Genomic DNA, 23,486 nt, shown 5'->3' with positions numbered 1-23,486 from the left:
TAAAACGCCTCGTGCAGAACACATTTTTCCCATTTTTTAAACACACTTTTCTCACAGAATCCTCCTGAAATGAACACATAATTCCGATAAACTTAAGAAAGTGTAAAATTTGAAAGGGAGGATCTCACTATGATTGAGATTTCGCATCTGGTCAAAAAATATGGCGATCACTATGCGGTCAAGGATCTGAATGTCCGGATTGAAGAAGGACAGATCTACGGATTCTTAGGACCAAACGGAGCCGGAAAATCGACCACCATGAATATGATTACAGGATATCTGGCACCGACTGCCGGAACCGTAAAGGTGGACGGCTTTGACATCGTCAAAGAGCCGGAAAAGGCAAAGGAACATATCGGTTATCTGCCGGAAATTCCGCCGCTGTACAGTGAGATGACCGTTGAGGAATATCTGAAATTTGCAGCAGAATTAAAGCGCATTCCGAGAAAGGAAAGAGCAGCGCAGATCGAAAAGGCGATCAAAACCGCACAGCTGGAGGATGTCCGGAAGCGTCTGATTAACAACCTTTCCAAAGGTTATAAACAAAGAGTCGGTCTGGCACAGGCAGTGCTCGGCGATCCTGAGACGATTATTCTGGATGAGCCGACTGTCGGTCTGGATCCGAGACAGATGATCGAGATGCGTGAGCTGATCCGCAGTCTCAAAAAAGACCATACAGTTATTTTGAGTTCGCATATTCTGTCCGAAGTCAGTGCAGTGTGTGACCAGATCCTGATTATTTCCAAGGGTGAGCTGGTTGCAAGCGATACGCCGGACGGACTGCAGGCAAAGCTAAAGGGCGCAGGCGAGCTGGAGCTTTGCGTAAAGGGGACTGCAGCGCAGTTAAAGACGCTGCTGTCAAATCTGGACGGTGTAGAAAGCTTTACGACGACAGAAGCAGAAGATGGAACCGTGCTTGCACAGGTTTCGGAGAAGGCGGACTGCGATATCCGCGAGCCGCTGTTTTATGAGCTGGCAGAGAATCGGATGCCCCTGCTTGGCATGGAGAAAAAGACGGGATCGCTGGAGGATATCTTCCTGCAGCTGACCGATAAGCCCGAGGAGGAGACGAAACAATGACAGCAATTTATAAAAGAGAATTAAAAACATTCTTTACGACGGTAACCGGCTGGCTGTTTATTGCAGCACATATCTGTCTTGCCGGACTTTACTTTTTTGCAATCAATCTGCTGTCCGGCTACAGCAATGTCGGACAGAGCTTTTCCAGTATCCTGTTTTTGCTGCTGTTATCGACACCGATTCTGTCCATGCGTATGCTGGCAGAGGAGCGTAAGCAGAAAACGGATCAGTTGATTTTGACTTCTCCGGTTTCGATCGGAGGAATCGTAGTGGGCAAATACCTTGCGATGGCGACCGTCTTTACCATTCCGGTTGCGGTGATGGCGCTGTTCCCGCTGATTTTAAGCCGCTACGGAACCGTTCCGATGGGCGAAAGCTACACGGCGCTGCTGGCTTATTATCTGTTTGGTCTGACCTGCCTTGCGATTGGCCTGTTTATTTCCTCAATCACAGAAAGTCAGATCATCGCAGCAGTGCTTTCCTTTGCCCTTTTATTTGTCGGCTACATGATGTCCTCCATTACCGGACTGATTTCCCAAACCGGCAACCTGCTGACAAAAATTTTAAACGCTTACAACTTCACCGACCGTCTGGACGCTATGGTGGAGGGAACGCTGAATCTGAAATCCGTCCTGTATTTTGTAACTTTGATCATTGTATTTTTATTCTTAACGGTTCAGTCGATCCAGAAGAGAAGATATCAGGTCTCGGTAAAAACGCTGCAGATCGGCGCTTACAGCAGTGGTATGATCGCCCTTGTCGTAGCGATTGCGGTGTTCTTAAACCTCGGATTTTCCGCCCTGCCGGATCGCTATACGAAGATTGATGTAACAAGCCAGAAGCTATATACGCTGACACAGACGACGAAAAATCTCGTCAAAAACCTGTCTGAGGATGTGACGATTTATGTCATCAATTCGGAAAGCAGCCAGGATGAAACGCTGCAGCAGACGCTGAAAAGCTATGCAGAGCTTTCCGATCACATCAAGCTGGTTTACAAGGATCCTGTCGTTTCCCCTGATTTTTATAAGGATTATACCGACAGCATTTCCGTAAACTCCATGATCGTGGAATCCGCACAGCGATTTAAGGTAATCAATTACAACAATATTTACGAATATGACTATGACTACAGCAACTATTCCAGCTCTGTCAGCGGCTACGATGCAGAAGGACAGCTGACAAGCGCGATCGCCTATGTAACGAGCGATTCCACCTCCGTTGTTTATGAATTAAACGGTCACGGAGAATCCAGCCTGGACAGCTCGTTTGAGGATGGCGTGAAAAAGGAAAATGTCGACCTTGCGGATCTGACACTTTTGACAGAGGACGGTGTTCCGGACGATGCAAATGGAGTCCTGATCCTTTCCCCTACAAACGACTTAAACGCAGAGGATGCCGATAAGCTGATTGCATACTTAAACAACGGCGGAAAGGTTCTGATTTCCACCTCTTATATCGATAGCTTCTCTGAGGAGATGCTGAACCTGACAAAGGTGCTTTCCGAGTTCGGACTTTCCATCGGGAACGGTCTGATCGTGGAGCAGGATAATGCGAGAATGTATCAGAATCCGATCTATCTGCTGCCGAACGTTTCCTCCGACAGCCTGACGAACGGTGTTTACGGAAAGAGCTATGATTATATCATGATGCCGTATGCCCAGCCGATTCTGACGAAGGAGAAGGATGGAGTTACGCTGACCACTCTTTTGACAACTTCGGAGAAGGCGTACAGCAAGACCGATTTAAATCAGTCCTCCGACGTCAAGAAAACAGAGGACGATGCGCAGGGACCATTTACTGTCGGCGTAAAAGCGGTGAAAACACTTGCTTCCGGCGAAGAAGCACAGCTGATTTTATACAGCTCATCCTATCTGTTCACAGAGTCGGCAAACCAGTACACGATGGATAACAACCTGACGCTGTTCACCAACGCGATCAGCACGATGGCAGGAGAGAGCGAAAGTATTTCCATCCCGACCAAATCAATGGCGTTCACCTATGCGACCGTTCCTACGGCATCTGCTGTCCGCTATGGAATCCTCCTGATGGGCATCCTTCCTATCGGTCTGCTGGCAGCCGGTATTATCATCTGGGCCAGAAGGAGAAAGAGATAAATGAAAAAACAGAAAATTCAAATTTTGATCTTACTTGTATTATGTATCGTCTGCGTCGGCGGATATTTTATCATCCGGAATCATACGTTTGAAACGGAGGAAGAAACCGTTTCTGTTGACGTTACCAACTTCAATAAGGATGATGTGACGGAGCTGATCCTTTCCGGCGACCACGAGGTTCATCTGGTGAAAACAGATGATGCCTGGACGGAGAGCAGCCTGCCGGATGAAACCATTAAGGAATCGACGGTTAACACGCTGTTGAATGAAATCGCCAACATCACGACGACGGAAACTGTTGTGGAAGCGCCGGAGGATCTTTCCCAGTACGGACTGGAGGAGCCTTTCCGGACGATCACGGCAGTCCTTTCCGATGGAACACAGGTTGTGATTTATGCCGGAAATAAGAGTGATCTGCTTTCTGAGTATTACATCAAAGTGGAAGGCGACGACAATGTTTACCTCGTTTCCAGCAATATCGTGACGGATTTCGATAAGGATCCGGAGGACTTCATCGACGAGACGGAGACCGAAACGGCGACAGAGGAAACGGCAGATTCTGCAGACGAGACGGCAGCAACTGACGCTATAGAGGAAACGGCTGCGGCTAAGACACTGGAAAGCACAGATGGCGAAACAGAAAGTGCGGACGCAGAAGGTGAGAATGCCGGGACGGCTGGCGAAACGGAAACTGCAGAAAGCTCCGGGGACTGACGGATCACAGAAGGTTTCCATATCTGAAAAGTTTAACCCCCGGTGGGTTTCTTGAAAACGCCCGGAAGGCGGGAGATTTACTCCCTCTTTCCGGGCATTTTCTTTGCCATCAGGCGGACGATCTGATTCATTTTCAGCTGTTCCTCCGGTGTGGCATATTTGCGGATCGCCGTGAGGATGGAAGAAATTTCTGTGTCGGAAAAACTGATCGATGCTTCTCGGCTTTTCTGTGCCAGCGCCATCAGAAAAGGCAGCAGTTCTTTTTGCGAAAGCGAGCTGCTTTCAAAGACGAGTTTTTGTAAAAATTGTAACTTTTCTTTGGGAATGTTCTGGACGCAGTCTTCCTTCATCCAGTTTGGTTCCGAGGTGGTGTTTGTATCATTATTTTGTTGACTGGTCATAAAAACCTCCGTTTTGAAAATATTCTGGAAAAAGCGGTATTTAGAGCCCATCGCGGAACGCCTCGAACATCGCCTGCTGTTCCGGTGAGAGCATGCCCTTTAAAAATGTCATGGGGTCGAAATTGTCGGGAAAAGTAGTTGTTCCTGTCAAAGATGCTGACGCGGAATCGAAAGCGGACGTTGCCTGCCCGGCGGCAGTATCTGTTTCGCTGCCTGTTCTTGCAGCTGCTTTCGTATAACCGGCATCCGGATTCGTGCCGGAACAGTCTGCATCTGCCGCAGTATCGGCATCTGCGTCGGGCGCACTTTCCCGCAACGTTTCAAATAGCTGCATCATTCCTTTCATTTCCTCGAACAGCTCGAGATTTTTCTGCAGGTTGAGAAGTTCTCCAAACAGTGCTTTTTCCCGGGGAGAACAAAAGTTTTTGATCTGCTCAAACAACACGGCAAAGTCCGGCGAGGATGTGCCGGAGGTTTGATTTTTGTATGGAGGGGACGGATGCCTGGAAACATATTCCAGGGTGTAGCGCAGCTCCAGATATTTGATCCAGACCGCGAGATGGCTTTGACCATATGGGTCAAAATATGGCAGCAGGATTTTTAAAATCTGGATATGGTTTTGGGTATAGAGCGTATCAAAGGCGATGACAGCTTCGTTTTCACAGACGTTCATTAAAAAGCTTCCTTACGGTGTTTATTCTATTCCTATGAAACAGTCAGATAGAATAGGACAACAAGGAATTGCTTTTGCCAGTCTGTCAGAGATCGTCTGTGGGACTCGAAAAATCGTTTGCATCGCGAAGGGGCATTACCCCCGGAGGAAGCAATGCCCTTTGGGATGGGAGCCAGATGCGCTCAGATACCTATGGAATCAGCATCCACAGCCATTGTTGCATCCGCAGCCGTTATTCGTGCCGATTCCGCTGCAGCCGTTGCCGCAGCAAGCCAGAAGCAGCAGAATCCAGATCAGGGAATTACAGCCGTTGTTGCAGCCGTCGTTACAGCCACAGCCGTTGTTTGCTCCGAGTCCGTTGTTGCCGCAGCATAACAGCAGAATCAGAATGAGGCAGCAACTGTTGCCGCCGAAAAGACCGCCGTTCTGACAGGTATTGCCGCATCCGCAGTTGGTAGCTGATAAATCACTCATGGTTATGAGCCTCCGAATGGATAGTTATGGTTTAAGATATGACCGCACGCTTGTCCAGGTTTCTTACGTGGAAGGAAAATTTTTGAAACACTTTTCCTATCATTTGCTGGTGCACTGGAGCCCGGCGAGCAGGCCGGTTTTTTTATCGTATAGGAAACTTCGTTTCTATACGATAAAAAACGCTCCGCGAGGATCGCACTTTGGCGGAGTGGAATTATGTCGCTTGCGCGACCCGCCGCAGGCGGAGAATCCTGCGAAGCAGGATTCTATTTTCACTGTCTTCCATAGAATGCAGCACACCTCTTCCCCCATCCTTCCATATCCTAAAAGAAAAAGGATGCGTATGCCTTGAACAGGGTAAAGAGAGTTGTCCACGCGACCGCGGCAGAGGTAAACGGGCTTTCCGGAAAAGGTGTGACGGCAGCGGTGCTGGACACCGGGATCGCGCTGCATCCGGATCTTTCCGGGAGAATCGCAGGATTTGCAGACTTTGTCGGCGGACAGAAGCAGCCGTATGACGACAGCGGGCATGGAACCCATGTGGCAGGCTGCCTGTGCGGAAACGGAAAATGCTCCAACGGTCTGTATGCCGGAATTGCGCCAGGCTGCCGTCTGGTAGTATGCAAGGTGCTGGACGAACGCGGGGACGGAAACGTTGCCGCCATGATAGAAGGCATCCGGTATGTGCTGGACACACGCCGGATTTATCATACGAGAATTTTGAATATTTCCGTCGGGATCGGCTCGATCCGGGAAGCTGCGCTTGAGCAGGAGCTGCTTTCTTGGATTGCAAAAGCATGGAATGCAGGGCTGTTCGTCGCAGTGGCTGCCGGAAACAACGGACCTGCCCCGGATTCTGTCTCTGCGATGGGTCTGCAGGCGCACGTCGTATCGGTCGGATGTCATGATGGAAGGCAGACCCCGGGACACAAAAATGCCTGCGCCGCTTATTCCGGGAGAGGGCCTGCAAACGGCAGGGTGAAAAAACCGGATCTGGTGGCGCCGGGAAGCGGCATCATTTCCTGCAATGCCTGGTATCGGAAAAATCATTTCTGCTCGGTAAATCATCCGTATACGGCAAAGAACGGGACCTCGATGGCAGTTCCGGCAGTCAGCGCGGCAGCAGCACTTTTGTGGGAAAAGGAGCCGCATCTGACAAACGAACAGGTACGGGAACGGCTGCTATACCATGCGCAGGATCTGGGAGAAAACTGGGGGATGCAGGGCTGGGGAATGCTTCATGTAGGCAGAGCGTTAAAGGGATAAAATTTTTTGTTTCAGAAGGATTGACAAAAATTGGATGATTGTATACAATGATACCTGAATTACAGAACACACTGCTTGGAAGAAAGCGGCGAGCAAACGAAGGAGAAGGAATCATGAACAATACATTTACTAACCGTCCGGTCACCATGAATGAGAACAAGAACCTGCTCGAGATCGAAGAGCATATGTACATTCTGGATGACGTGAAGAAGCCGAATGTTTTCCGGAATATGTTCCCTTATTCGGAAATTCCGAAGATTCCGTTCAATGACCGTACCGTTCCGCACGATATGCCAAAGGACATCTGGATTACCGATACGACGTTCCGTGACGGTCAGCAGTCACGCGCCCCTTATTCCACCGAGCAGATTGTAACGATTTATGACTATCTGCACCGACTGGGCGGAGAAAATGGTCTGATCCGCGCCAGCGAATTTTTCCTTTACAGTAAAAAAGATCGGGATGCAGTGTACAAATGTCTGGAAAAAGGATATAAATTTCCCGAAATTACCAGCTGGATTCGCGCGAGCAAGGAGGACTTCAAGCTGGTGAAAGAGATCGGCATGAAGGAAACCGGTATTCTGGTCAGCTGTTCCGATTATCACATTTTCATGAAATTGAAAATGACCCGCAAACAGGCAATGGAGCATTACCTGAGCGTCATCAAGGAGTGCCTGGAAGAGGGAATCAGTCCCAGATGCCATCTGGAGGATATCACGCGGGCCGATATTTACGGATATGTTGTTCCGTTTTGCCTGGAGCTGATGAAGCTGATGAAGGAATATCAGATTCCGATCAAAATCCGTGCCTGCGATACGATGGGCTACGGCGTCAACTATCCGGGTGCCGTTATCCCGAGAAGCGTACAGGGAATCATCTATGCGCTGCACACGCACGCGGGTGTTCCCCACGAGCTGTTGGAATGGCACGGACACAACGATTTCTATAAGGCAGTTGTCAATTCCTCGACGGCATGGCTGTATGGCTGCTCCGGTGTCAACACCTCGCTGTTCGGTATCGGCGAGCGTACCGGTAATACGCCTCTGGAAGCGATGGTATTTGAATATGCACAGCTGCGCGGCACGTTAAACGGCATGGACACCAGGGTGATCACCGAGCTGGCAGAATACTACGAAAAAGAAATCGGCTACCACATCCCGCCCAGGACGCCGTTTGTCGGTAAGAACTTCAATGTCACAAGAGCGGGTATCCATGCAGACGGTCTGCTGAAAAACGAAGAGATTTACAACATTTTTGATACAGAAAAGTTCTTAAACCGTCCGGTTCTGTGCGCTGTATCGAATACCTCCGGCCTTGCCGGAATCGCACACTGGATCAATACTTACTTCCATTTACCGGAGGAAAAGAAGCTGGATAAAAACTGCGAGCTGGTTCACGAGGTCAAGAAATGGGTGGACGCCGAATACGAAAGCGGCCGTGTTACCGTTCTGACCGATGAAGAGCTGTTGAAGGTAATCGATGATGCCAGCAAGAAACTGGGGATTTTATTGGTATGAGTCAATACGAAAAAGGAGAAAGCTCCGACCGATATTCGCTGAGGGGAAAGGTTTTTCATCAGCTGCGGGAGGATATTTTAAGCGGACATTATAAAGAACACGAGGAACTGCGGGAAATGGCGATCAGCGAAGAGATGGGCGTTTCCCGCACGCCCGTCCGGGAAGCGCTGCGCCAGCTGGAACTGGAAGGTCTGGTCAGCATTATCCCAAACAAGGGGGCATATGTGACCGGCATCACCAGAAAGGACGTGGAGGATATTTATGCGATCCGTTCTTTGCTGGAAGGGCTTTGTGCCCGTTGGGCAACCGCGTATATTACAGAAAAACAGCTGGATGCGCTGGAAGAAAATATTTACCTGTCAGAATTTCACGCCAGCAAGGGACATGCCCAGAAGCTGACGGAGCTTGACGATCAGTTCCACGATATTTTATATGAAGCATGCTCAAGCAAAATGCTGGAGCATCAGCTGAGGGATTTCCATGAATATGTGCGGAGAATGCGCAAGCAGAACCTTTCCGGCAGTGAAAGAGGACTGGAAGCTGTGCTCGAGCACAAACAGATCATGGAGGCGATCTGCCGGAAGGATGCCGACCGCGCACAGGAGTTGGCAGCCTTGCATATGCGTAATGCTTATGATAATATGATTAAAAACGGGCTTTTGGATGCCTATGATGAAAAGGAGAGAATCGATGGCTAAGATTCAGATGACAACGCCGCTGGTGGAGATGGATGGCGATGAAATGACCAGAATCCTCTGGCAGCTGATCAAGGATGAGCTTCTGCTTCCTTATATTGACTTGAAGACAGAGTATTATGACCTCGGTCTGGAGCATCGCAACGAAACAGATGATCAGGTGACGATTGACAGCGCCAATGCAACCTTAAAATACGGCGTTGCAGTCAAATGTGCAACAATCACACCCAACGCAGCGAGAATGGAAGAGTATCATTTAAAGAAGATGTGGAAGAGCCCCAACGGCACGATTCGCTCCATTCTGGACGGCACCGTGTTCCGTGCACCGATTCTGGTAAAGGGCATCCGTCCCTGCGTCCGCAACTGGGAAAAGCCCATCACGCTGGCACGTCACGCTTACGGTGATGTATACAAAAATACCGAAATCCGCGTAGAGGGTCCCGGCAAGGCAGAACTGGTGTTCACGGCGGCGGACGGTACAGAAACCCGCGAGCTGATCCACGATTTTACCGGTGCAGGTGTCTTACAGGGCATGCACAATACGGATAAGTCTATCACGAGCTTTGCCCGCGCTTGCTTTAATTACGCAGTGGATACGAAGCAGGATCTGTGGTTTGCGACCAAGGATACAATTTCCAAAAAATATGACCATACCTTTAAGGATATTTTCCAGGAAATCTACGAAAACGAATATCAGGAGAAGTTCAAAGAGCTCGGTATCGAATATTTCTACACCCTGATCGACGACGCGGTAGCGCGCGTCATGAAAGCAAAGGGTGGCTTCATCTGGGCATGCAAAAACTATGACGGCGACGTTATGAGCGATATGGTAAGCTCTGCCTTTGGTTCTCTTGCAATGATGACCTCCGTTTTGGTTTCTCCTGCAGGCGTTTATGAATATGAAGCTGCGCATGGAACCGTTCAGAGACATTATTACAAGCACTTAAAGGGTGAGGAAACCTCTACGAACTCCGTTGCGACGATCTTTGCATGGACAGGCGCACTCAGAAAACGCGGCGAGCTGGACAAGCTTCCGGAGCTGTGCGCATTTGCGGATAAGCTGGAAAAAGCAACACTGGATACGATCGAAAGCGGCAGGATGACAAAGGACCTGGCACTGATTACAGAGCTGACGGATGTCACGGTATTGAACAGCCAGGACTTTATCAAAGCGATCCGGAAAACTATGGAGAAATAAGAGAGGTTCTAAAGCTTGATTAAGAAATTGATTAACAGTAAGCTCGGACAGCAGATCATCAAATTCGGCGCGGTGGGTTTTTTATGTTTCTTCATTGAATACGTGCTGTTGATTCTGTTTAAGGAGCTGCTCGGATGGCCGGTTATCGCAGCCAACACCCTTGCCTTTACCGTATCGGCAATCGTCAATTATATTCTGAGCATTCTTTTTGTATTCGATACGGACAAAAAAGCAAACCAGGGCAAGCAGTTCGCCGTCTTTTTCATTCTTGCAGTCGGCGGTCTGATCTTAAACAATGTCGTCTTAAAGCTCGGCACGATGGTTCTCGACCCGTTCTGGAGCCGTTCCTACATCATCGTTAAGCCGTTTGCAACCGGCGTGGTAATGGTTTATAACTTTATCACGAGAAAGATTTTCATCGAAAAAAAGCCGGAAAAAGAAGCTGGTGCTGAAGAAAAACAATAGAATGCACGCTCTGCGAGCATTCTATTGTCATGAATAATAAATAAAAGAGCCGAAGATTCCTGAAAATCAGGTCCTTGGCTCTTTTTTATTTCCGTATAATTCAAAGGTTTTATACACTGCAGGCGAAAGATCGCGGAGACATTCTACTCGCTCAGCTGTTCCCATTCCTCCATCAGCTCCATGAGCTTGTCTGCAATTTCATCCTTTTCGCGGGAGAGCTTCTGCAATGCGGCAACGTCGGTTGCGATTTTGGGATCGCTCATTTCGAGGTCGATCTGTTTATCCCGCTCTTCGAGGGAAGCAATCTGCTCTTCGCATTTTTTCAGGGCATTTTCCTTTTTGCGGCGCTGGGCTTCCTTTTCCTTCTGTGCCTGCCAGGAAAGCTTTGAGGCAGAGCTTTCTGTAGAAGCTGCAGAGGCAGCGGACGTAGCTAAAGTGCCGAAGGCTGTGGACTCTGCAGAAGCGCCCTGTTGGGATTTTTTCTCCAGGTAATAATCATAATTGCCCAGATATTGGTGCAGCGTGCCGCCGGAAAGCTCCAGAATGCGGTGCGCAGTACGGTTGATAAAATAACGGTCGTGGGAAACATATAAAACCGTTCCGTTGTAGCTGTTTAACGCATCCTCCAGAATTTCCTTGGAGGCGATGTCCAGATGGTTCGTCGGCTCGTCGAGGATCAGGAAGTTCGATTCGGAAAGCATGAGCTTTGCGAGGGAAACACGTCCGCGCTCGCCGCCGGAAAGGTCTTTGATCCGTTTGAATACATCGTCTCCGGTAAACAAAAACGCAGCCAGCGTATTGCGGATTTCCGTGTTGTTCAGGGATGGATATTCGTCCGAAATTTCTTCAAACAGCGTTTTATCGGGATGCAGGACGTGATGCTCCTGATCGTAGTAGCCGATCTGCACCTTACTGCCGAGTCGGATGGTTCCGGCGTCCGGTTCCACCAGCTCGTTGATGAGTTTTAAAATCGTCGTCTTTCCGGTTCCGTTGTCGCCGATGATCGCGACGTGCTCGCCGCGCTTTAACGCAAAGGAAAGATCGGAAAACAGCGTGTTGCGGTCAAAGGTTTTTGCCAGATGCTCGACGGTTAAAACGTCGTTTCCGCTTTCGATGCGGGGGGTCAGCTGTAAGTGCATATCGGAACGCACCTCAGTTGGCTTATCCAGCACTTCGATTTTGGCAAGCATTTTTTCCCGGCTTTCGGCACGCTTGATCGACTTTTCCCGGTTAAAGGATTTTAACTTTGTGATGACCTCTTCCTGATGCTTGATTTCTGCCTGCTGGTTTAAATAAGCGTTTCGCTGTGCCTGACGCAGCTGTTCTTTTTTGGCGGCGTAATCGGAATAGTTGCCAGAAAAAACGGTCACCTTCGTGTTGTCGATTTCGATGATCTTCGAAGCAATCCGGTCGAGAAAATACCGGTCGTGGGAGACGATTAAAACGCTTCCCTTATAGTTGAGCAGATAGGTTTCGAGCCAGGAAATCGAGGACATGTCCAGGTGGTTGGTGGGCTCGTCGAGGATGATCAGGTCAGGCTTTTGCAACAGAAGTTTGCCGAGTGCAACGCGGGTTTTCTGACCACCGGAGAGCGTGGAAACCGGTTTCTGAAACTCGTCCTCGGTAAAGCCAAGGCCCTTTAAAACGCCGGTCAGTTCGCTTTTGTAGGCGTAGCCGTTTTCCATTTCGAAACGGTGCGTCAGATCTGCATATTTCTGCATCAGCTCCTCTAATGCGTCGCCGGAAAGCTGCTTCATGGAAAGCTCCGCCTGGCGGATCTGATTTTCGAGATCGAGCAGATGCTGCTTGACGGAGAGCAGTTCCTCATAAATTGTATTGTCGCTGTTGACGGCGCTGTCCTGCGCCAGATAACCGAAGGTCTTGTCCTTTGCAAAGGCGACTACGCCGCCGTCGGGCTCGAGCTGTCCGACGATGATGCGCAGCAGGGTTGTCTTGCCTGCACCATTTAAGCCGACAATTGCAGCTTTTTCATAATCTTCTATATGAAAAGAACAGTTTTTTAAAACCTGTTTTTCCAGAAATGCTTTTTCGATATTCTGACAGGAAAGTATCATGATGGTTCTCCTTCTTTATACTATGTAACAGTTTACCTGTGTGCAAATAACGTGTCAAGTCCAATCGGACGGTCGGAGTACGCATTGACATTTTTTTAACGCAGGGTATAATAGAATGGAAGTAAATGTTCAGTAGGTCTGCGCATTTACTGCGCTGACCGTAAGAAACCTTAGACTAGAAGGCAAAAATCCTATCGGCATAGCCGATTTTGAATGGATTTTTGCACGTAACTGTGAGGTTACTGAACAGTTACGAATGGAAAACAGTATCTGACAGCGGACGAAGGAGGCATACGAAGTGGCAGAGAAGGAAATTTCACAGGCTGTAATCGGCAGGCTTCCCAGATATTTCCGCTTTCTGGGAGAATTAAAAGACGAAGGTGTGGAACGGATTTCCTCACAGGAGCTGTCCGGCATCATGAATGTGACGGCATCTCAGATCCGACAGGATTTCAACAACTTTGGCGGATTCGGGCAGCAGGGCTACGGCTACAACGTCGAATATCTGTATCAGGAAATCGGCAGGATTCTGGGGTTGGATAAAACCCACCACCTGATTATTGTAGGGGCAGGCAACCTCGGACAGGCGCTTGCCAATTATATGAATTTTGAACGGCGCGGCTTTATTTTCACCGGGGTCTTTGATAATAATCCGGCGTTGTACGGGCGTAAAATCCGAGGCATCGAGGTACGTCCGATGGAAGAGGTAGCGGATTTTGTTGAGCAGAACAATGTAGATATCGCGGTTTTGACGATTCCCAAAAACAGCGCGGAGGAAGTCGCAGATCGTCTTGTTTCCGTCGGGATCAAGGCGATCTGGAATTTTGCACATGTGGATTTGAAGGTTCCAAAAGAAGTGCAGGTTGAGAACGTCCATCTGTCCGACAGCCTGATGAAGCTATCTTATATGCTTGAGCGTTACGAAAAGGAGAGCAGGAAAACGAATGAATAAATGCGTTTTGCCAGCGTCGGGCTCTGGCCATCCAGTTGTCTGCTGGCTTTTAACTGCGGCAGAAATGAAACGCTGCGACAGCAATACTTCTGAGATTTTCGGTGTCCCGTCCGTCGTTTTGATGGAACGGGCTGCGCTTTCCTGTGTTGATGTGATTGTGTCACGTCAAAAAAAGCTGGAAGAGCAGGCAGGACAGCTTGGCTTACATCCAAAACGGCGCGTCCTGATTGCAGCGGGCGGAGGCAATAACGGGGCGGATGGTATCGCAATTGGCAGACTTCTTTTGCAGGAGGGATATGATGTTTCCTTTTATCTGACGTCCAGTGAAGAAAAAGCGGGCGAACTTTTAAAGCTGCAGCTGCATGCGGCAAAGGCTTACGGCGCCGTTATCTGTGACACAATCCCGGATGGAGAATATGATATTATTGTAGATGCTTTGTTTGGAATCGGCCTGTGCCGTCCGGCAGAAGGAATTTATCGGGAAGCAATCGAATGGATCAACGCGCAGGATGCCTTTGTGCTTGCGGTGGATCTTCCCTCCGGAATCGAAACGGATACCGGGGCGGTGCTTGGCTGCGCTGTCCGGGCAGACGTGACAGTCACGTTCGGCTTCTGGAAGCGCGGGCTTTTGTTCTATCCGGGCTGCAAATATACCGGAAAAGTGATCTGCACACAGATCGGCATCACTGAGGATGGATTTTTGGATCAGACGCCGGAAGCCTTTACATTTACTGCACCGGTGGCAGAGCTGCTTCCGGCACGTCCTGAGGATGGAAATAAGGGCACGTTTGGAAAAGTGCTGCTGCTTGCGGGCAGTGAAGCTATGGCGGGAGCGGCGATTCTGTGCGGTCGGAGTGCGTTTTATGCAGGAAGCGGCATGGTAAAGCTTTCCTGCCCGACATTGATACATCCGGTGATTCAGACGGCGCTTCCGGAGGCAATGACCGCAGATTCTGTGGAAGCATCCGCTGGCTGGGCGGATGTAATCGGCGCAGGTCCCGGGCTATCCTTATCTGATCGCGCCCGGAAAGAGCTTTTGTTTGTGCTGCAGCAGACCTTGCAGCCGCTTGTGCTGGATGCGGACGCAATCAATCTTATCGCAAAGGACGAAGCACTTTTACAGGAGCTGATTGAACACCAGCAGAATCCGGCGACGCGCCGGAAGCTGATTTTAACGCCGCATCCCGGGGAGCTTGCCCGGCTGGAGGGCTGCGCGATTGAAGAAATTTTAAAACAGCCCGTGTTCTATGCAAAAAAGTGGGCGAATCGTTTGCAGGCAGCTGTTCTGTGTAAGGGTGCGAGAAGCATTGCAGCTTCGCCGGACGGCAGCATATATATCAATCGCAGCGGCAACAGCGGCATGGCGGTGGCCGGGAGCGGGGACGTACTGACCGGAATTGTGACGGCACTGCTTTCTGCGATCGACGATCCGTTCTGGGCGCTGTGTATCGGCGTCTATCTGCACGGTCTGGCAGGCGACTTGGCAGCCCATACAAAGGGCGAATACAGTATGACCTCCAATGATATCGCGGAAGCGGTCTGGGCGGTACTTGTGAAGCAGGAGAAAAATTATGTGTGAGGAAATAATCAAAAATCCATATAGAAGAGTGTGGGCTTGCGTAAATTTGGACGCGCTGCACGACAATCTGCGCCAGATTGCAGCCTGTCGGAAAAATGATGCCGGAATCATCGCGGTCATCAAAGCGGACGGTTACGGACACGGCGCGGTGATGCTGGCGCGGGAAATGGATGAAATCCCGGAAGTCATCGGCTATGCGGTGGCAACGGAGGAAGAGGCAGTATTGCTGGCAGATGCCGGAATCAAAAAGCCCGCGATGGTGCTCGGCTATACCTTTCCGGAGGCTTATGAGGAAATGGCACTTCGGGGTGTCCATGCGACGGTTTTCACCGATCAGATGCTGGAGGATATGAACCGTGCTGCCCAAAAAGCTGGCAAAAAAATGCATGTTCACATCGCGGTAGACACCGGTATGTCGAGAATCGGCATCCGCCCGGACGATGAGGGACTTTCCTTTGTCGCACGCGCGATGCAGTGTCCGAATCTTTCAATTGAGGGGATTTTTACCCATTTTGCGACAGCGGATGAAGCAGATAAATCCAAAACGAATGTGCAGTATGAAAAATTTTCGAGCTTTACCGATCGTGTGGAAAAGGAACTTTCCCTGAAAATCCCGCTGCGGCATTGCTCCAACAGTGCATCCATCCTGGAGCTGCCCAACATGCACATGGATGCGGTGCGCGCCGGAATCATTCTCTATGGCATGTGGCCGTCAGATGAAGTCAAGCGCGACGGCATCGTGTTAGAACCGCTCCTGTCTTTAAAGAGCCGTATCGCTTATATCAAAGAGCTGGATGCAGGGCAGGAAATCAGCTACGGCGGGACGTTCTGTACAGCGAATCCTATGCGTGTGGCGACGATTCCGGTGGGTTATGCGGACGGCTATCCGCGTGGGCTTTCCAACAAGGGCGATGTTCTGATTGCCGGAAAGCGCGCAAGGATCCTGGGACGCGTCTGCATGGATCAGTTCATGGTCGATGTGACAAAGATTCCTGAGGCAAAGGTAGGGGATATCGCAACGCTTATCGGCACAGACGGCATCGAAACGATTACAATGGAAGAAATCGGCGACCGCTCCGGCAGATTTAACTACGAAACCGCGTGCTGCCTCGGAAAGCGGATTCCACGCGTCTATGAAAAAGGCGGAAAAATCGTCTGTACGCGGGATTATTTTCACGAAGAGAAACTCTTTTTTTAAAGAATGGTATACGCGCTGAGAAAGCAGCCAATACTTGTCCTGAGGTAAAAAAACAGGAAAGGAAGAAAAAAGAGTGAAGCGCGGAGATATTTATTATGCAGATTTAAGACCCGTGGTCGGATCGGAACAGGGAGGTGTCCGCCCGGTGCTGATTATCCAGAACGATATCGGCAATCGTTACAGCCCGACTGTGATCTGTGCGGCGATTACTTCCAGGATGAATAAAACAAAGCTTCCGACCCATATCGAAATTTTTTCCGGGGAATATGAAATCGAAAAGGATTCCGTAATTTTACTGGAACAGCTCCGCACAATAGATAAAAAGAGGCTGAAAGACAAAGTATGCCATCTGGATGCGCGGGTGATGAACCGCGTAAACTCTGCCTTGAAGGTCAGCCTTTCGCTGGATACATAAAGAAACCGTACAAAGCAGATGTTTTCTTGACGTTTTCCAGCCAAAATGCTATGATAAAGAACTAGAAATACGTTAGATAAAGGAGAAAAGAAATGTCCGGACATTCAAAATTTGCAAACATCAAGCATAAAAAAGAAAAAAATGACGCTGCAAAGGGAAAAATTTTCACCATTCTCGGAAGAGAAATTGCAGTTGCCGTAAAAGAGGGTGGTCCTGACCCTGCGAACAACTTCAAGCTGGCACAGGTCGTTGCAAAGGCAAAATCCAACAACATGCCTAACGACACCATTGAACGAGGAATTAAGAAGGCTGCCGGCGATGTCGGCAACGTTAATTACGAATATATCACCTACGAAGGCTATGGCCCCGGCGGAATCGCAATCATTGTCGATGCCCTGACCGATAACAAGAACCGTACCGCTGCCAACGTCAGAAGCGCGTTCACAAAGGGCAACGGCAACATTGGCACACCTGGCTGTGTATCCTTTATGTTCGATAAGAAGGGCCAGATCATCATCGATAAAGAAGAATGCGATATGGAAGCGGACGATCTGATGATGACCGCTCTGGATGCAGGCGCAGAGGATTTCAGCGAGGAAGAGGACAGCTTCGAAATTCTGACCGATCCCGATACTTTTGAAGAAGTGCGCGAAGCGCTGGAGAAGGCAGGCATTCCGATGGCATCCGCAGATGTTACCATGATTCCTCAGAACTATGTCAAGGTAACAGACGAGACTGCATTAAAGGGACTGCAGCGTACCTTGGATCTGCTGGACGAGGATGACGACGTTCAGGCAGTATATCACAACTGGGACGAAGAATAAAACGGACAAAAGACCGGATTTTTGTCGGAAAGACAAAGAGGTAAGAGGATACTATGGCATACGCAAAGGAAACGATCTGCATACAGTCTGGCTGGAAGCCGAAGAACGGAGAGCCGAGAGTGCTCCCGATTTATCAGAGTACGACGTTTAAATATGAATCCTCTGAGCAGATGGGCAGACTTTTTGATCTGGAGGAATCCGGATATTTTTACAGCCGTCTGGCAAATCCGACCAACGACTGCGTCGCACAGAAAATCTGTGAACTGGAGGGCGGCGCAGCAGCGATGCTGACCGGTTCCGGACAGGCGGCAAACTACTATGCCGTTTTCAATATCTGCGAGGCGGGCGACCATGTCGTATTATCGTCCACCGTATACGGCGGAACTTTCAATCTGCTGGCGGTTACCATGAAAAAAATGGGCGTATCCTGTACTGTCGTAGACCCGGATGCGGATTACGAGACGATCTGCAAGGCGTTCCAGCCCAATACCAAATGCGTCATGGCGGAATCTCTGGCAAATCCTGCGCTGGTTGTGCTGGATTTTGAAAAATTCGCCCGTGCAGCACATGCGCATCATGTGCCGTTAATCGTTGACAACACGTTCCCTACCCCGATCAACTGCAATCCGTTCAAATGGGGTGTCGATATCGTAACGCATTCCACCACCAAATATATGGACGGTCATGCGATGGCGCTGGGCGGTGCGATCGTAGATTCCGGCAATTTCGACTGGTCTGCATACCCGGATAAGTTTCCGGGACTCTGCGCACCGGATGAATCCTATCACGGTGTAGTTTATACCGAAAAATTCGGCAAGGCGGCATACATAACCAAGGCAACCTCCCAGCTGATGCGCGATCTCGGCGCGGTACAGTCTCCTCAGAACGCGTTTCTGCTGAATGTCGGTCTGGAGACGCTGCCGCTTCGGATGGAACGCCACTGCTACAATGCGCAGAAGGTTGCGGAATTTCTGGAAGCGAACGAGAAGGTTGCATGGGTCAACTACCCCGGCTTAAAGAGCAGCAAATATTATGAGCTGGCACAGAAATACATGCCGAACGGCACCTGCGGCGTCATTTCCTTTGGATTAAAAGGCGGACGCAAGGCGGCGGAAGAAATGATGGATAAGTTAAAGCTTGCAGCTATTGTTACCCATGTGGCGGATTCCCGCACCAGCATTCTGCATCCTGCCAGCCATACGCACCGTCAGATGAACGACGAGCAGTTAAAAGAGGCCGGCGTAGCGCCCGATCTGATCCGTCTTTCCGTCGGCATTGAAAATGTAAACGATATCATCGCGGATCTGGAACAGGCACTCTAAAATCCTCGTATTGCGTTTTGATCCTATGGGAAAAGTTTTTTTGCACAGTGAGGGCGAAGCATGAGTTGGGGGAAAAAGAAGAAACACGCTTCACAGAATACCATACCGGCAGCTGAGTTCAGGCAGGAGGGGGAGTCTGCGCTTTTTGAGAAAGCGCCAAAGGAACCACCAAAGCCTGCGCCGGGAGAATATCTGGATAACCCGCTTCCCGTTCCCAAACGACATGTCCGCAAAGAAATGAATTACGCTTTTGAACCGTCGCCGGATCTTATGTTTTATGAAATTCCGGTTGCGGATAACGATGATTTTGATGTATAAAATAAATCACTCCTGCACATCCTTTCTGAAAAAGAAATGCGGGAGTGATTTTTTATGGGAAAAAAAGAAGAACAGGAAATGCACCGGGACGAGCGAATCGAGCAGACCGGTCAGTTAACGCTTACAGATAATAAGGAAGAAACCTCAATCCATCTGCTGACGATCATCGGGGAAATTGAGGGGCATGACAACCTCGGAAGCAGCTCCAAAACGACAAAATATGAACATATTCTGCCGCAGCTGGCGGCGATAGAGGACAGTAAGAATATTAGTGGTCTGCTTGTTTTGCTAAATACGATGGGCGGCGATGTTGAAGCGGGGCTTGCGATTGCAGAGATGATCGCTTCTTTGAGCAAGCCGACCGTTTCCCTTGTGCTGGGCGGCAGTCATTCCATTGGCGTCCCGATCGCGGTGAGCACGGATTATTCCTACATTGTGCCGTCCGGGACAATGGTAATCCATCCGGTTCGCATGAACGGGACGGTGATCGGCGCACAGCAGACCTATGACTATTTCCGGCAGATTCAGGATCGGATCACCGGTTTTGTCTGCAGCCATTGCAGTGTTTCCAAGCAGCGGATGGAAGAGATGATGATCAGACAGGGGATGTTGAGTCGTGACCTCGGGACGATTCTTGTCGGAGAGCAGGCGGTGTATGAAGGGATCATTTCTTCCGTCGGCGGTATTCGCGAGGCAGTGCAGAAGCTTCATGAGCTGGCAGACGGCTATCGGGCAGGTCGGATGAAAAAGAAAAACAGCAATAGTGACAAGAAGAAAATTAAGTGATATACTAAATTGATCTAGTCTTTTTCTGCCTATGCTAATTTAAAAATCCATTTTGCAGATGTAGAAAAAAGGCAGGTCAGTTGGAGGGATGATTATGGCATCAACTGCGTCGAAAGGAAGGAAAAAGACCCCTGCAAAAACAGGCAGAGGCGGCGCAAAGGGTGGAAAACAAAAAACAACCAGAAAACCGAGTGCAGCTGAACTTCAGGCACAAAGCGCGATTACAAGCGAAATTATCCTGATCGGCGTATTAGCACTCACAATATTGCTATTTTTATGCAATTTCGGCGTGATCGGTGTCATCGGCAATCAGATCAGCCGCGTAATGTTCGGTATTTTCGGCACGATGGCATATGCACTGCCGGTACTTGCCTTTATTGCAATCGCGTTTGGCATTTCCAATCAGGGAAATCGGATCGCGTCCATGAAGCTGACGGCGGGAATCATTCTGTTTTTTCTGCTTGGTGTAGTCTGCTCGCTCCTGTTTCAGGGGGGGACGCTGTCGATGGATTATTCGATCCGGGAGCTGTATCTGGAAAGCGCTGAAAAGCGGCTGGGCGGCGGCGTCATATCCGGCTCCCTTGCCTGGGGGCTGCACCGGCTTCTGGGCATGGTCGGCACAGTACTGCTTTTGTTGGTGTTGGTGATTATCTGCACAGTTATTATCACAGAGCGTTCGTTTGTGAACGGTGTAAAGACTTCTGGCAGATATGTCTATGAGACGGCACGTTCCGATGCGCAGAGGTACCGCGAGCGCAGCGAAAGACGCCGGAAAGAGAGCGAAGAGCGCTATGAACAGCGCCGACAGGCAAACGAAGAGCGCAGCAAACGTCTCCGCCAGGAAAACGAAGAACGTTCCGAGAAACGCAGAGAAGAAGAACTCGCCCGCGAAAAAGAAAGAAAACAGCTCGCCCACCAGAAGCAGCTTAACGCAGAGCAGCAGCGCGAAGCCAAACAACGCCGTAAGGAAGAGGCTCAGGCACGTCAGGATGCAGATCAGATCTTCCGGATGGAGAAAAAAAGCACGGGCATTATGGCGGACACGACGCTGCGCAAGGCATCTGTCGGCCGTCGCGAGGACATGCACGAAATCACCATAACAGAAAATCCCGGTCAGGTGACGGAGCAGTATACCGTCAGACCGGTAAGTGTCAACCTCGATGCAGACCGCAGGAATGAAACGTTTCCCGATGCAGCGGTTGCGAGTGGGGCAGCTGTTTTAGCGACATCACCAATCATCACAGCAGAAGAGAGCATTCCTGCGGCTGCAGCGGATGCATCCGGCTCAGCTTTAATGAGCCATGTGCGGATTCATTCCGCATATTTGAACAATGACAGTGACACAACCCCTGTACCCCAGGACAACACCGCAGAACCGGCGGATGCATTTTTATCGGGAATGCAGGACCCTGTGACCAGCCAGCCGCAGGCGGATGTTTATCAGGATATGAAAGAGGTTCACTACCTTGAACCGAAACAGCCGCAGCAGACAGAAGCATTTGTACCACTGGAATCCAGGGTGGAAACTTCTGTGGTGGAAACTTCTGCACCGGAGGTTACCTTGCATATGGACACACAGCCTGCCTGTGCATCACAGGAGCTTGCTCCTGCACAGGAATTGGAGCAGTCGGATTCGGACAAATTCGACGCTGTGCCGCCCAAGCTTCCATGGAATGACAACATGGACACTGCGGAGGAGCCGACCGTGATTCCAACCCCAAACCTGCAAAGTACCGGAGTGCCGCGCCCCAAAGCTGTGCCCCCCAAAGCTGTGCCCCCCAAAGCACCGCAGACCGCCGCAGAAGCCACTGTCGTTGGTCAGGAGCTTGCTAAGAAACAGAAAGAACAGGAAAAGCATGCGGCGCAACAGCCACCAAAGCCTGTCGTATACCATTATCCGCCGCTGTCGCTGCTACATAAAAGCAACAACGCCAATAATATGGACAGCGAGTGCGAGCTGAGAGAAACGGCGAAGCACCTCGAGGATACGCTGCAGACCTTCGGCGTAAAGGTCACTGTTACAGATATCAGCCAGGGACCTACCGTAACCCGGTATGAGCTGCAGCCCGATCATGGCGTAAAAGTCAGCAAGATTCTGGGTCTGGCAGACGATATCAAGCTAAACCTCGCTGCGACAGATATCCGAATTGAAGCACCGATTCCCGGCAAGGCCGCAATCGGTATCGAGGTTCCGAACAAAGAGACGATGGCAGTCGGACTGCGGGAGCTTTTGGAAACGGATGCGTTTTCGAACTTCCCATCCAAAATTGCTTTTGCAGTCGGCAAGGACATCGCCGGCAAGGTGGTCGTATCCGACATTGCAAAGATGCCGCATATGCTGATCGCAGGATCCACCGGTTCCGGGAAATCCGTCTGCATCAATACGCTGATTATGAGCATTTTATATAAGGCGAAGCCTTCGGAAGTCAAACTGATCCTCGTCGACCCCAAGGTCGTAGAGCTGAGTGTGTACAATGGCATTCCGCACCTGTTAATTCCTGTCGTAACCGATCCGAAAAAAGCGTCGGCTGCGCTGCAGTGGGGCGTTGCGGAAATGACCGACCGATATCAGAAATTTGCAGACAGTAATGTCCGCGACTTAAAAGGATATAATAAGAAGCTCGAAGAACGAAGACAAAAGGGAGAAGAGGGCATACCCAACGACCTTCCGCAGATCGTCATTATCGTGGATGAGCTTGCCGACCTGATGATGGTCGCGCCGGGAGAGGTGGAAGAAGCGATCTGTCGGCTGGCACAGCTTGCAAGAGCGGCAGGCATCCATCTGATCATTGCGACTCAGCGCCCCTCCGTCGATGTCATCACGGGACTGATTAAGGCAAACATGCCGAGCCGTGTCGCATTCGCGGTCTCCAGCGGCGTCGATTCCCGTACCATTCTGGATATGAACGGAGCAGAGAAGCTGCTCGGAAAGGGCGATATGCTCTTTTACCCACAGGGCTATTCCAAGCCTGTCCGGGTACAGGGCGCATTCGTTTCGGATAATGAAGTGTCTGATGTCGTGGATTTCTTAAAAAATCAGAACATCGGCAATGTTTACGATGCCAGCAATGAAATCGAGGAAAAGATGAAATCCATCGGAACCTCTTCGGGCAGTGCTGCATCCGGCTCATCCGGACCGGAATATGATGCCTACTTTGCAGATGCGGGACGCTTTATTATCGAAAAGGACAAAGCATCGATCGGTATGCTGCAGAGAGTCTTTAAGATCGGCTTTAACCGCGCCGCCCGGCTTATGGATCAGCTGGCGGAGGTCGGTGTCGTCGGTGAAGAAGAGGGTACCAAGCCCCGTAAGGTACTGATGACCGAAACAGAGTTTGAACAGCTGGTAGAGGAAATCCTCTGATATCAGCATACAAAAGCATAGAACATGTCAAACACAGGCAAAGGAGAATGAAT

General features: G+C 50.0%; 21 protein-coding genes. 17 read left to right on the top strand and 4 right to left on the bottom strand.

The genetic code is table 11. The features are described from left to right. The first annotated feature begins 129 nt into the window (after nucleotides 1–129). From OCV62_RS01340 to OCV62_RS01330, 3 genes are read left to right on the top strand one after another with little or no spacing between them, the layout of a single operon-like run. Complete coding sequence (locus tag OCV62_RS01340) at nucleotides 130–1,080, top strand: ABC transporter ATP-binding protein (protein ID WP_262584766.1); 951 nt, start codon at nucleotides 130–132, stop codon at nucleotides 1,078–1,080. Next, on the top strand, nucleotides 1,077–3,197 hold the full coding sequence (locus OCV62_RS01335) for a Gldg family protein (protein ID WP_262584765.1): 2,121 nt from the start codon (nucleotides 1,077–1,079) through the stop codon (nucleotides 3,195–3,197). The genes OCV62_RS01340 and OCV62_RS01335 overlap by 4 nt, the downstream gene beginning before the upstream one ends. After that, the gene (locus OCV62_RS01330; protein ID WP_262584764.1) at nucleotides 3,198–3,911 is read left to right on the top strand and encodes a DUF4340 domain-containing protein; all 714 of its coding nucleotides are present in this window, start codon (nucleotides 3,198–3,200) and stop codon (nucleotides 3,909–3,911) included. A gap of 77 nt (nucleotides 3,912–3,988) precedes the next feature. On the opposite strand, the gene OCV62_RS01325 is transcribed toward OCV62_RS01330, so the two are convergent. The 3 genes from OCV62_RS01325 to OCV62_RS01315 all read right to left on the bottom strand — a co-directional run bounded on the left by OCV62_RS01325 (nucleotide 3,989) and on the right by OCV62_RS01315 (nucleotide 5,459). Beyond that, nucleotides 3,989–4,312: a hypothetical protein gene (locus tag OCV62_RS01325; RefSeq protein ID WP_262584763.1), complete on the bottom strand. Its 324-nt coding sequence runs from the start codon at nucleotides 4,310–4,312 to the stop codon at nucleotides 3,989–3,991. A gap of 40 nt (nucleotides 4,313–4,352) precedes the next feature. After that, entirely contained in the window at nucleotides 4,353–4,985 is a 633-nt protein-coding gene (locus OCV62_RS01320) for a hypothetical protein (RefSeq protein WP_262584762.1), read from the bottom strand. Nucleotides 4,986–5,183: 198 nt separating this feature from the next. Beyond that, nucleotides 5,184–5,459: a chorion class high-cysteine HCB protein 13 gene (locus OCV62_RS01315; RefSeq protein ID WP_117959709.1), complete on the bottom strand. Its 276-nt coding sequence runs from the start codon at nucleotides 5,457–5,459 to the stop codon at nucleotides 5,184–5,186. 348 nt (nucleotides 5,460–5,807) lie between these two features. On the opposite strand from OCV62_RS01315, the gene OCV62_RS01310 reads away from it, so the two are divergent. The 5 genes from OCV62_RS01310 (at nucleotide 5,808) to OCV62_RS01290 (ending at nucleotide 10,600) form a co-directional block, all read left to right on the top strand. Next, a complete protein-coding gene (locus OCV62_RS01310) occupies nucleotides 5,808–6,725 on the top strand; it encodes a S8 family serine peptidase (RefSeq protein WP_021916405.1) in 918 nt (305 codons plus the stop codon). A 113-nt stretch (nucleotides 6,726–6,838) separates the two neighbouring features. Next, nucleotides 6,839–8,242 carry a beta/alpha barrel domain-containing protein gene (locus OCV62_RS01305; RefSeq protein WP_021916406.1) on the top strand — a complete coding sequence of 468 codons (1,404 nt, stop codon included), beginning with the start codon at nucleotides 6,839–6,841 and terminating at the stop codon, nucleotides 8,240–8,242. After that, nucleotides 8,239–8,940 (top strand): GntR family transcriptional regulator, encoded by a 702-nt coding sequence (locus OCV62_RS01300; RefSeq protein ID WP_262584761.1) that lies wholly within the window; start codon nucleotides 8,239–8,241, stop codon nucleotides 8,938–8,940. The genes OCV62_RS01305 and OCV62_RS01300 overlap by 4 nt, the downstream gene beginning before the upstream one ends. Beyond that, nucleotides 8,933–10,135 carry an NADP-dependent isocitrate dehydrogenase gene (locus OCV62_RS01295; protein ID WP_021916408.1) on the top strand — a complete coding sequence of 401 codons (1,203 nt, stop codon included), beginning with the start codon at nucleotides 8,933–8,935 and terminating at the stop codon, nucleotides 10,133–10,135. The genes OCV62_RS01300 and OCV62_RS01295 overlap by 8 nt, the downstream gene beginning before the upstream one ends. A 15-nt stretch (nucleotides 10,136–10,150) precedes the next feature. Next, nucleotides 10,151–10,600, top strand: a complete 450-nt coding sequence (locus OCV62_RS01290; RefSeq protein ID WP_021916409.1) for a GtrA family protein — start codon at nucleotides 10,151–10,153, stop codon at nucleotides 10,598–10,600. A 143-nt stretch (nucleotides 10,601–10,743) separates the two neighbouring features. On the opposite strand, the gene OCV62_RS01285 is transcribed toward OCV62_RS01290, so the two are convergent. Then, nucleotides 10,744–12,675, bottom strand: coding sequence for an ABC-F family ATP-binding cassette domain-containing protein (locus OCV62_RS01285; RefSeq protein WP_262584760.1), 1,932 nt, complete (start codon nucleotides 12,673–12,675; stop codon nucleotides 10,744–10,746). Nucleotides 12,676–12,973: 298 nt separating this feature from the next. On the opposite strand from OCV62_RS01285, the gene OCV62_RS01280 reads away from it, so the two are divergent. The 9 genes from OCV62_RS01280 (at nucleotide 12,974) to OCV62_RS01240 (ending at nucleotide 23,433) form a co-directional block, all read left to right on the top strand. Further along, entirely contained in the window at nucleotides 12,974–13,627 is a 654-nt protein-coding gene (locus OCV62_RS01280; protein WP_262584759.1) for a redox-sensing transcriptional repressor Rex, read from the top strand. Further along, a complete protein-coding gene (locus OCV62_RS01275; protein ID WP_262584758.1) occupies nucleotides 13,620–15,206 on the top strand; it encodes an NAD(P)H-hydrate dehydratase in 1,587 nt (528 codons plus the stop codon). Before OCV62_RS01280 ends, OCV62_RS01275 begins: the two co-directional genes overlap by 8 nt. Further along, the gene (gene alr / locus OCV62_RS01270) at nucleotides 15,199–16,404 is read left to right on the top strand and encodes an alanine racemase (protein ID WP_262584757.1); all 1,206 of its coding nucleotides are present in this window, start codon (nucleotides 15,199–15,201) and stop codon (nucleotides 16,402–16,404) included. Before OCV62_RS01275 ends, alr begins: the two co-directional genes overlap by 8 nt. 73 nt (nucleotides 16,405–16,477) lie before the next feature. After that, complete coding sequence (locus tag OCV62_RS01265) at nucleotides 16,478–16,819, top strand: type II toxin-antitoxin system PemK/MazF family toxin (RefSeq protein ID WP_021916414.1); 342 nt, start codon at nucleotides 16,478–16,480, stop codon at nucleotides 16,817–16,819. Nucleotides 16,820–16,911: 92 nt separating this feature from the next. Then, the gene (locus tag OCV62_RS01260; RefSeq protein ID WP_021916415.1) at nucleotides 16,912–17,643 is read left to right on the top strand and encodes a YebC/PmpR family DNA-binding transcriptional regulator; all 732 of its coding nucleotides are present in this window, start codon (nucleotides 16,912–16,914) and stop codon (nucleotides 17,641–17,643) included. A 53-nt stretch (nucleotides 17,644–17,696) separates the two neighbouring features. Beyond that, a complete protein-coding gene (locus OCV62_RS01255; RefSeq protein ID WP_262584756.1) occupies nucleotides 17,697–18,965 on the top strand; it encodes an O-acetylhomoserine aminocarboxypropyltransferase/cysteine synthase family protein in 1,269 nt (422 codons plus the stop codon). Between the two features lie 60 nt (nucleotides 18,966–19,025). Then, nucleotides 19,026–19,283 carry a hypothetical protein gene (locus OCV62_RS01250; RefSeq protein WP_021916417.1) on the top strand — a complete coding sequence of 86 codons (258 nt, stop codon included), beginning with the start codon at nucleotides 19,026–19,028 and terminating at the stop codon, nucleotides 19,281–19,283. Nucleotides 19,284–19,337: 54 nt separating this feature from the next. Beyond that, nucleotides 19,338–20,069, top strand: coding sequence for a ClpP family protease (locus tag OCV62_RS01245; protein ID WP_021916418.1), 732 nt, complete (start codon nucleotides 19,338–19,340; stop codon nucleotides 20,067–20,069). Nucleotides 20,070–20,163: 94 nt separating this feature from the next. Beyond that, on the top strand, nucleotides 20,164–23,433 hold the full coding sequence (locus tag OCV62_RS01240; protein WP_262584755.1) for a DNA translocase FtsK: 3,270 nt from the start codon (nucleotides 20,164–20,166) through the stop codon (nucleotides 23,431–23,433). The last annotated feature ends 53 nt before the right edge of the window (nucleotides 23,434–23,486 follow it).

This window comes from Gallintestinimicrobium propionicum (assembly GCF_025567525.1).
Taxonomy (GTDB): Bacteria; Bacillota; Clostridia; order Lachnospirales; family Lachnospiraceae; genus Gallintestinimicrobium; species Gallintestinimicrobium propionicum.
The sequence above is the reverse complement of the archived record's forward strand: the minus strand, read 5'-3'. Positions and strand labels throughout refer to the sequence as shown.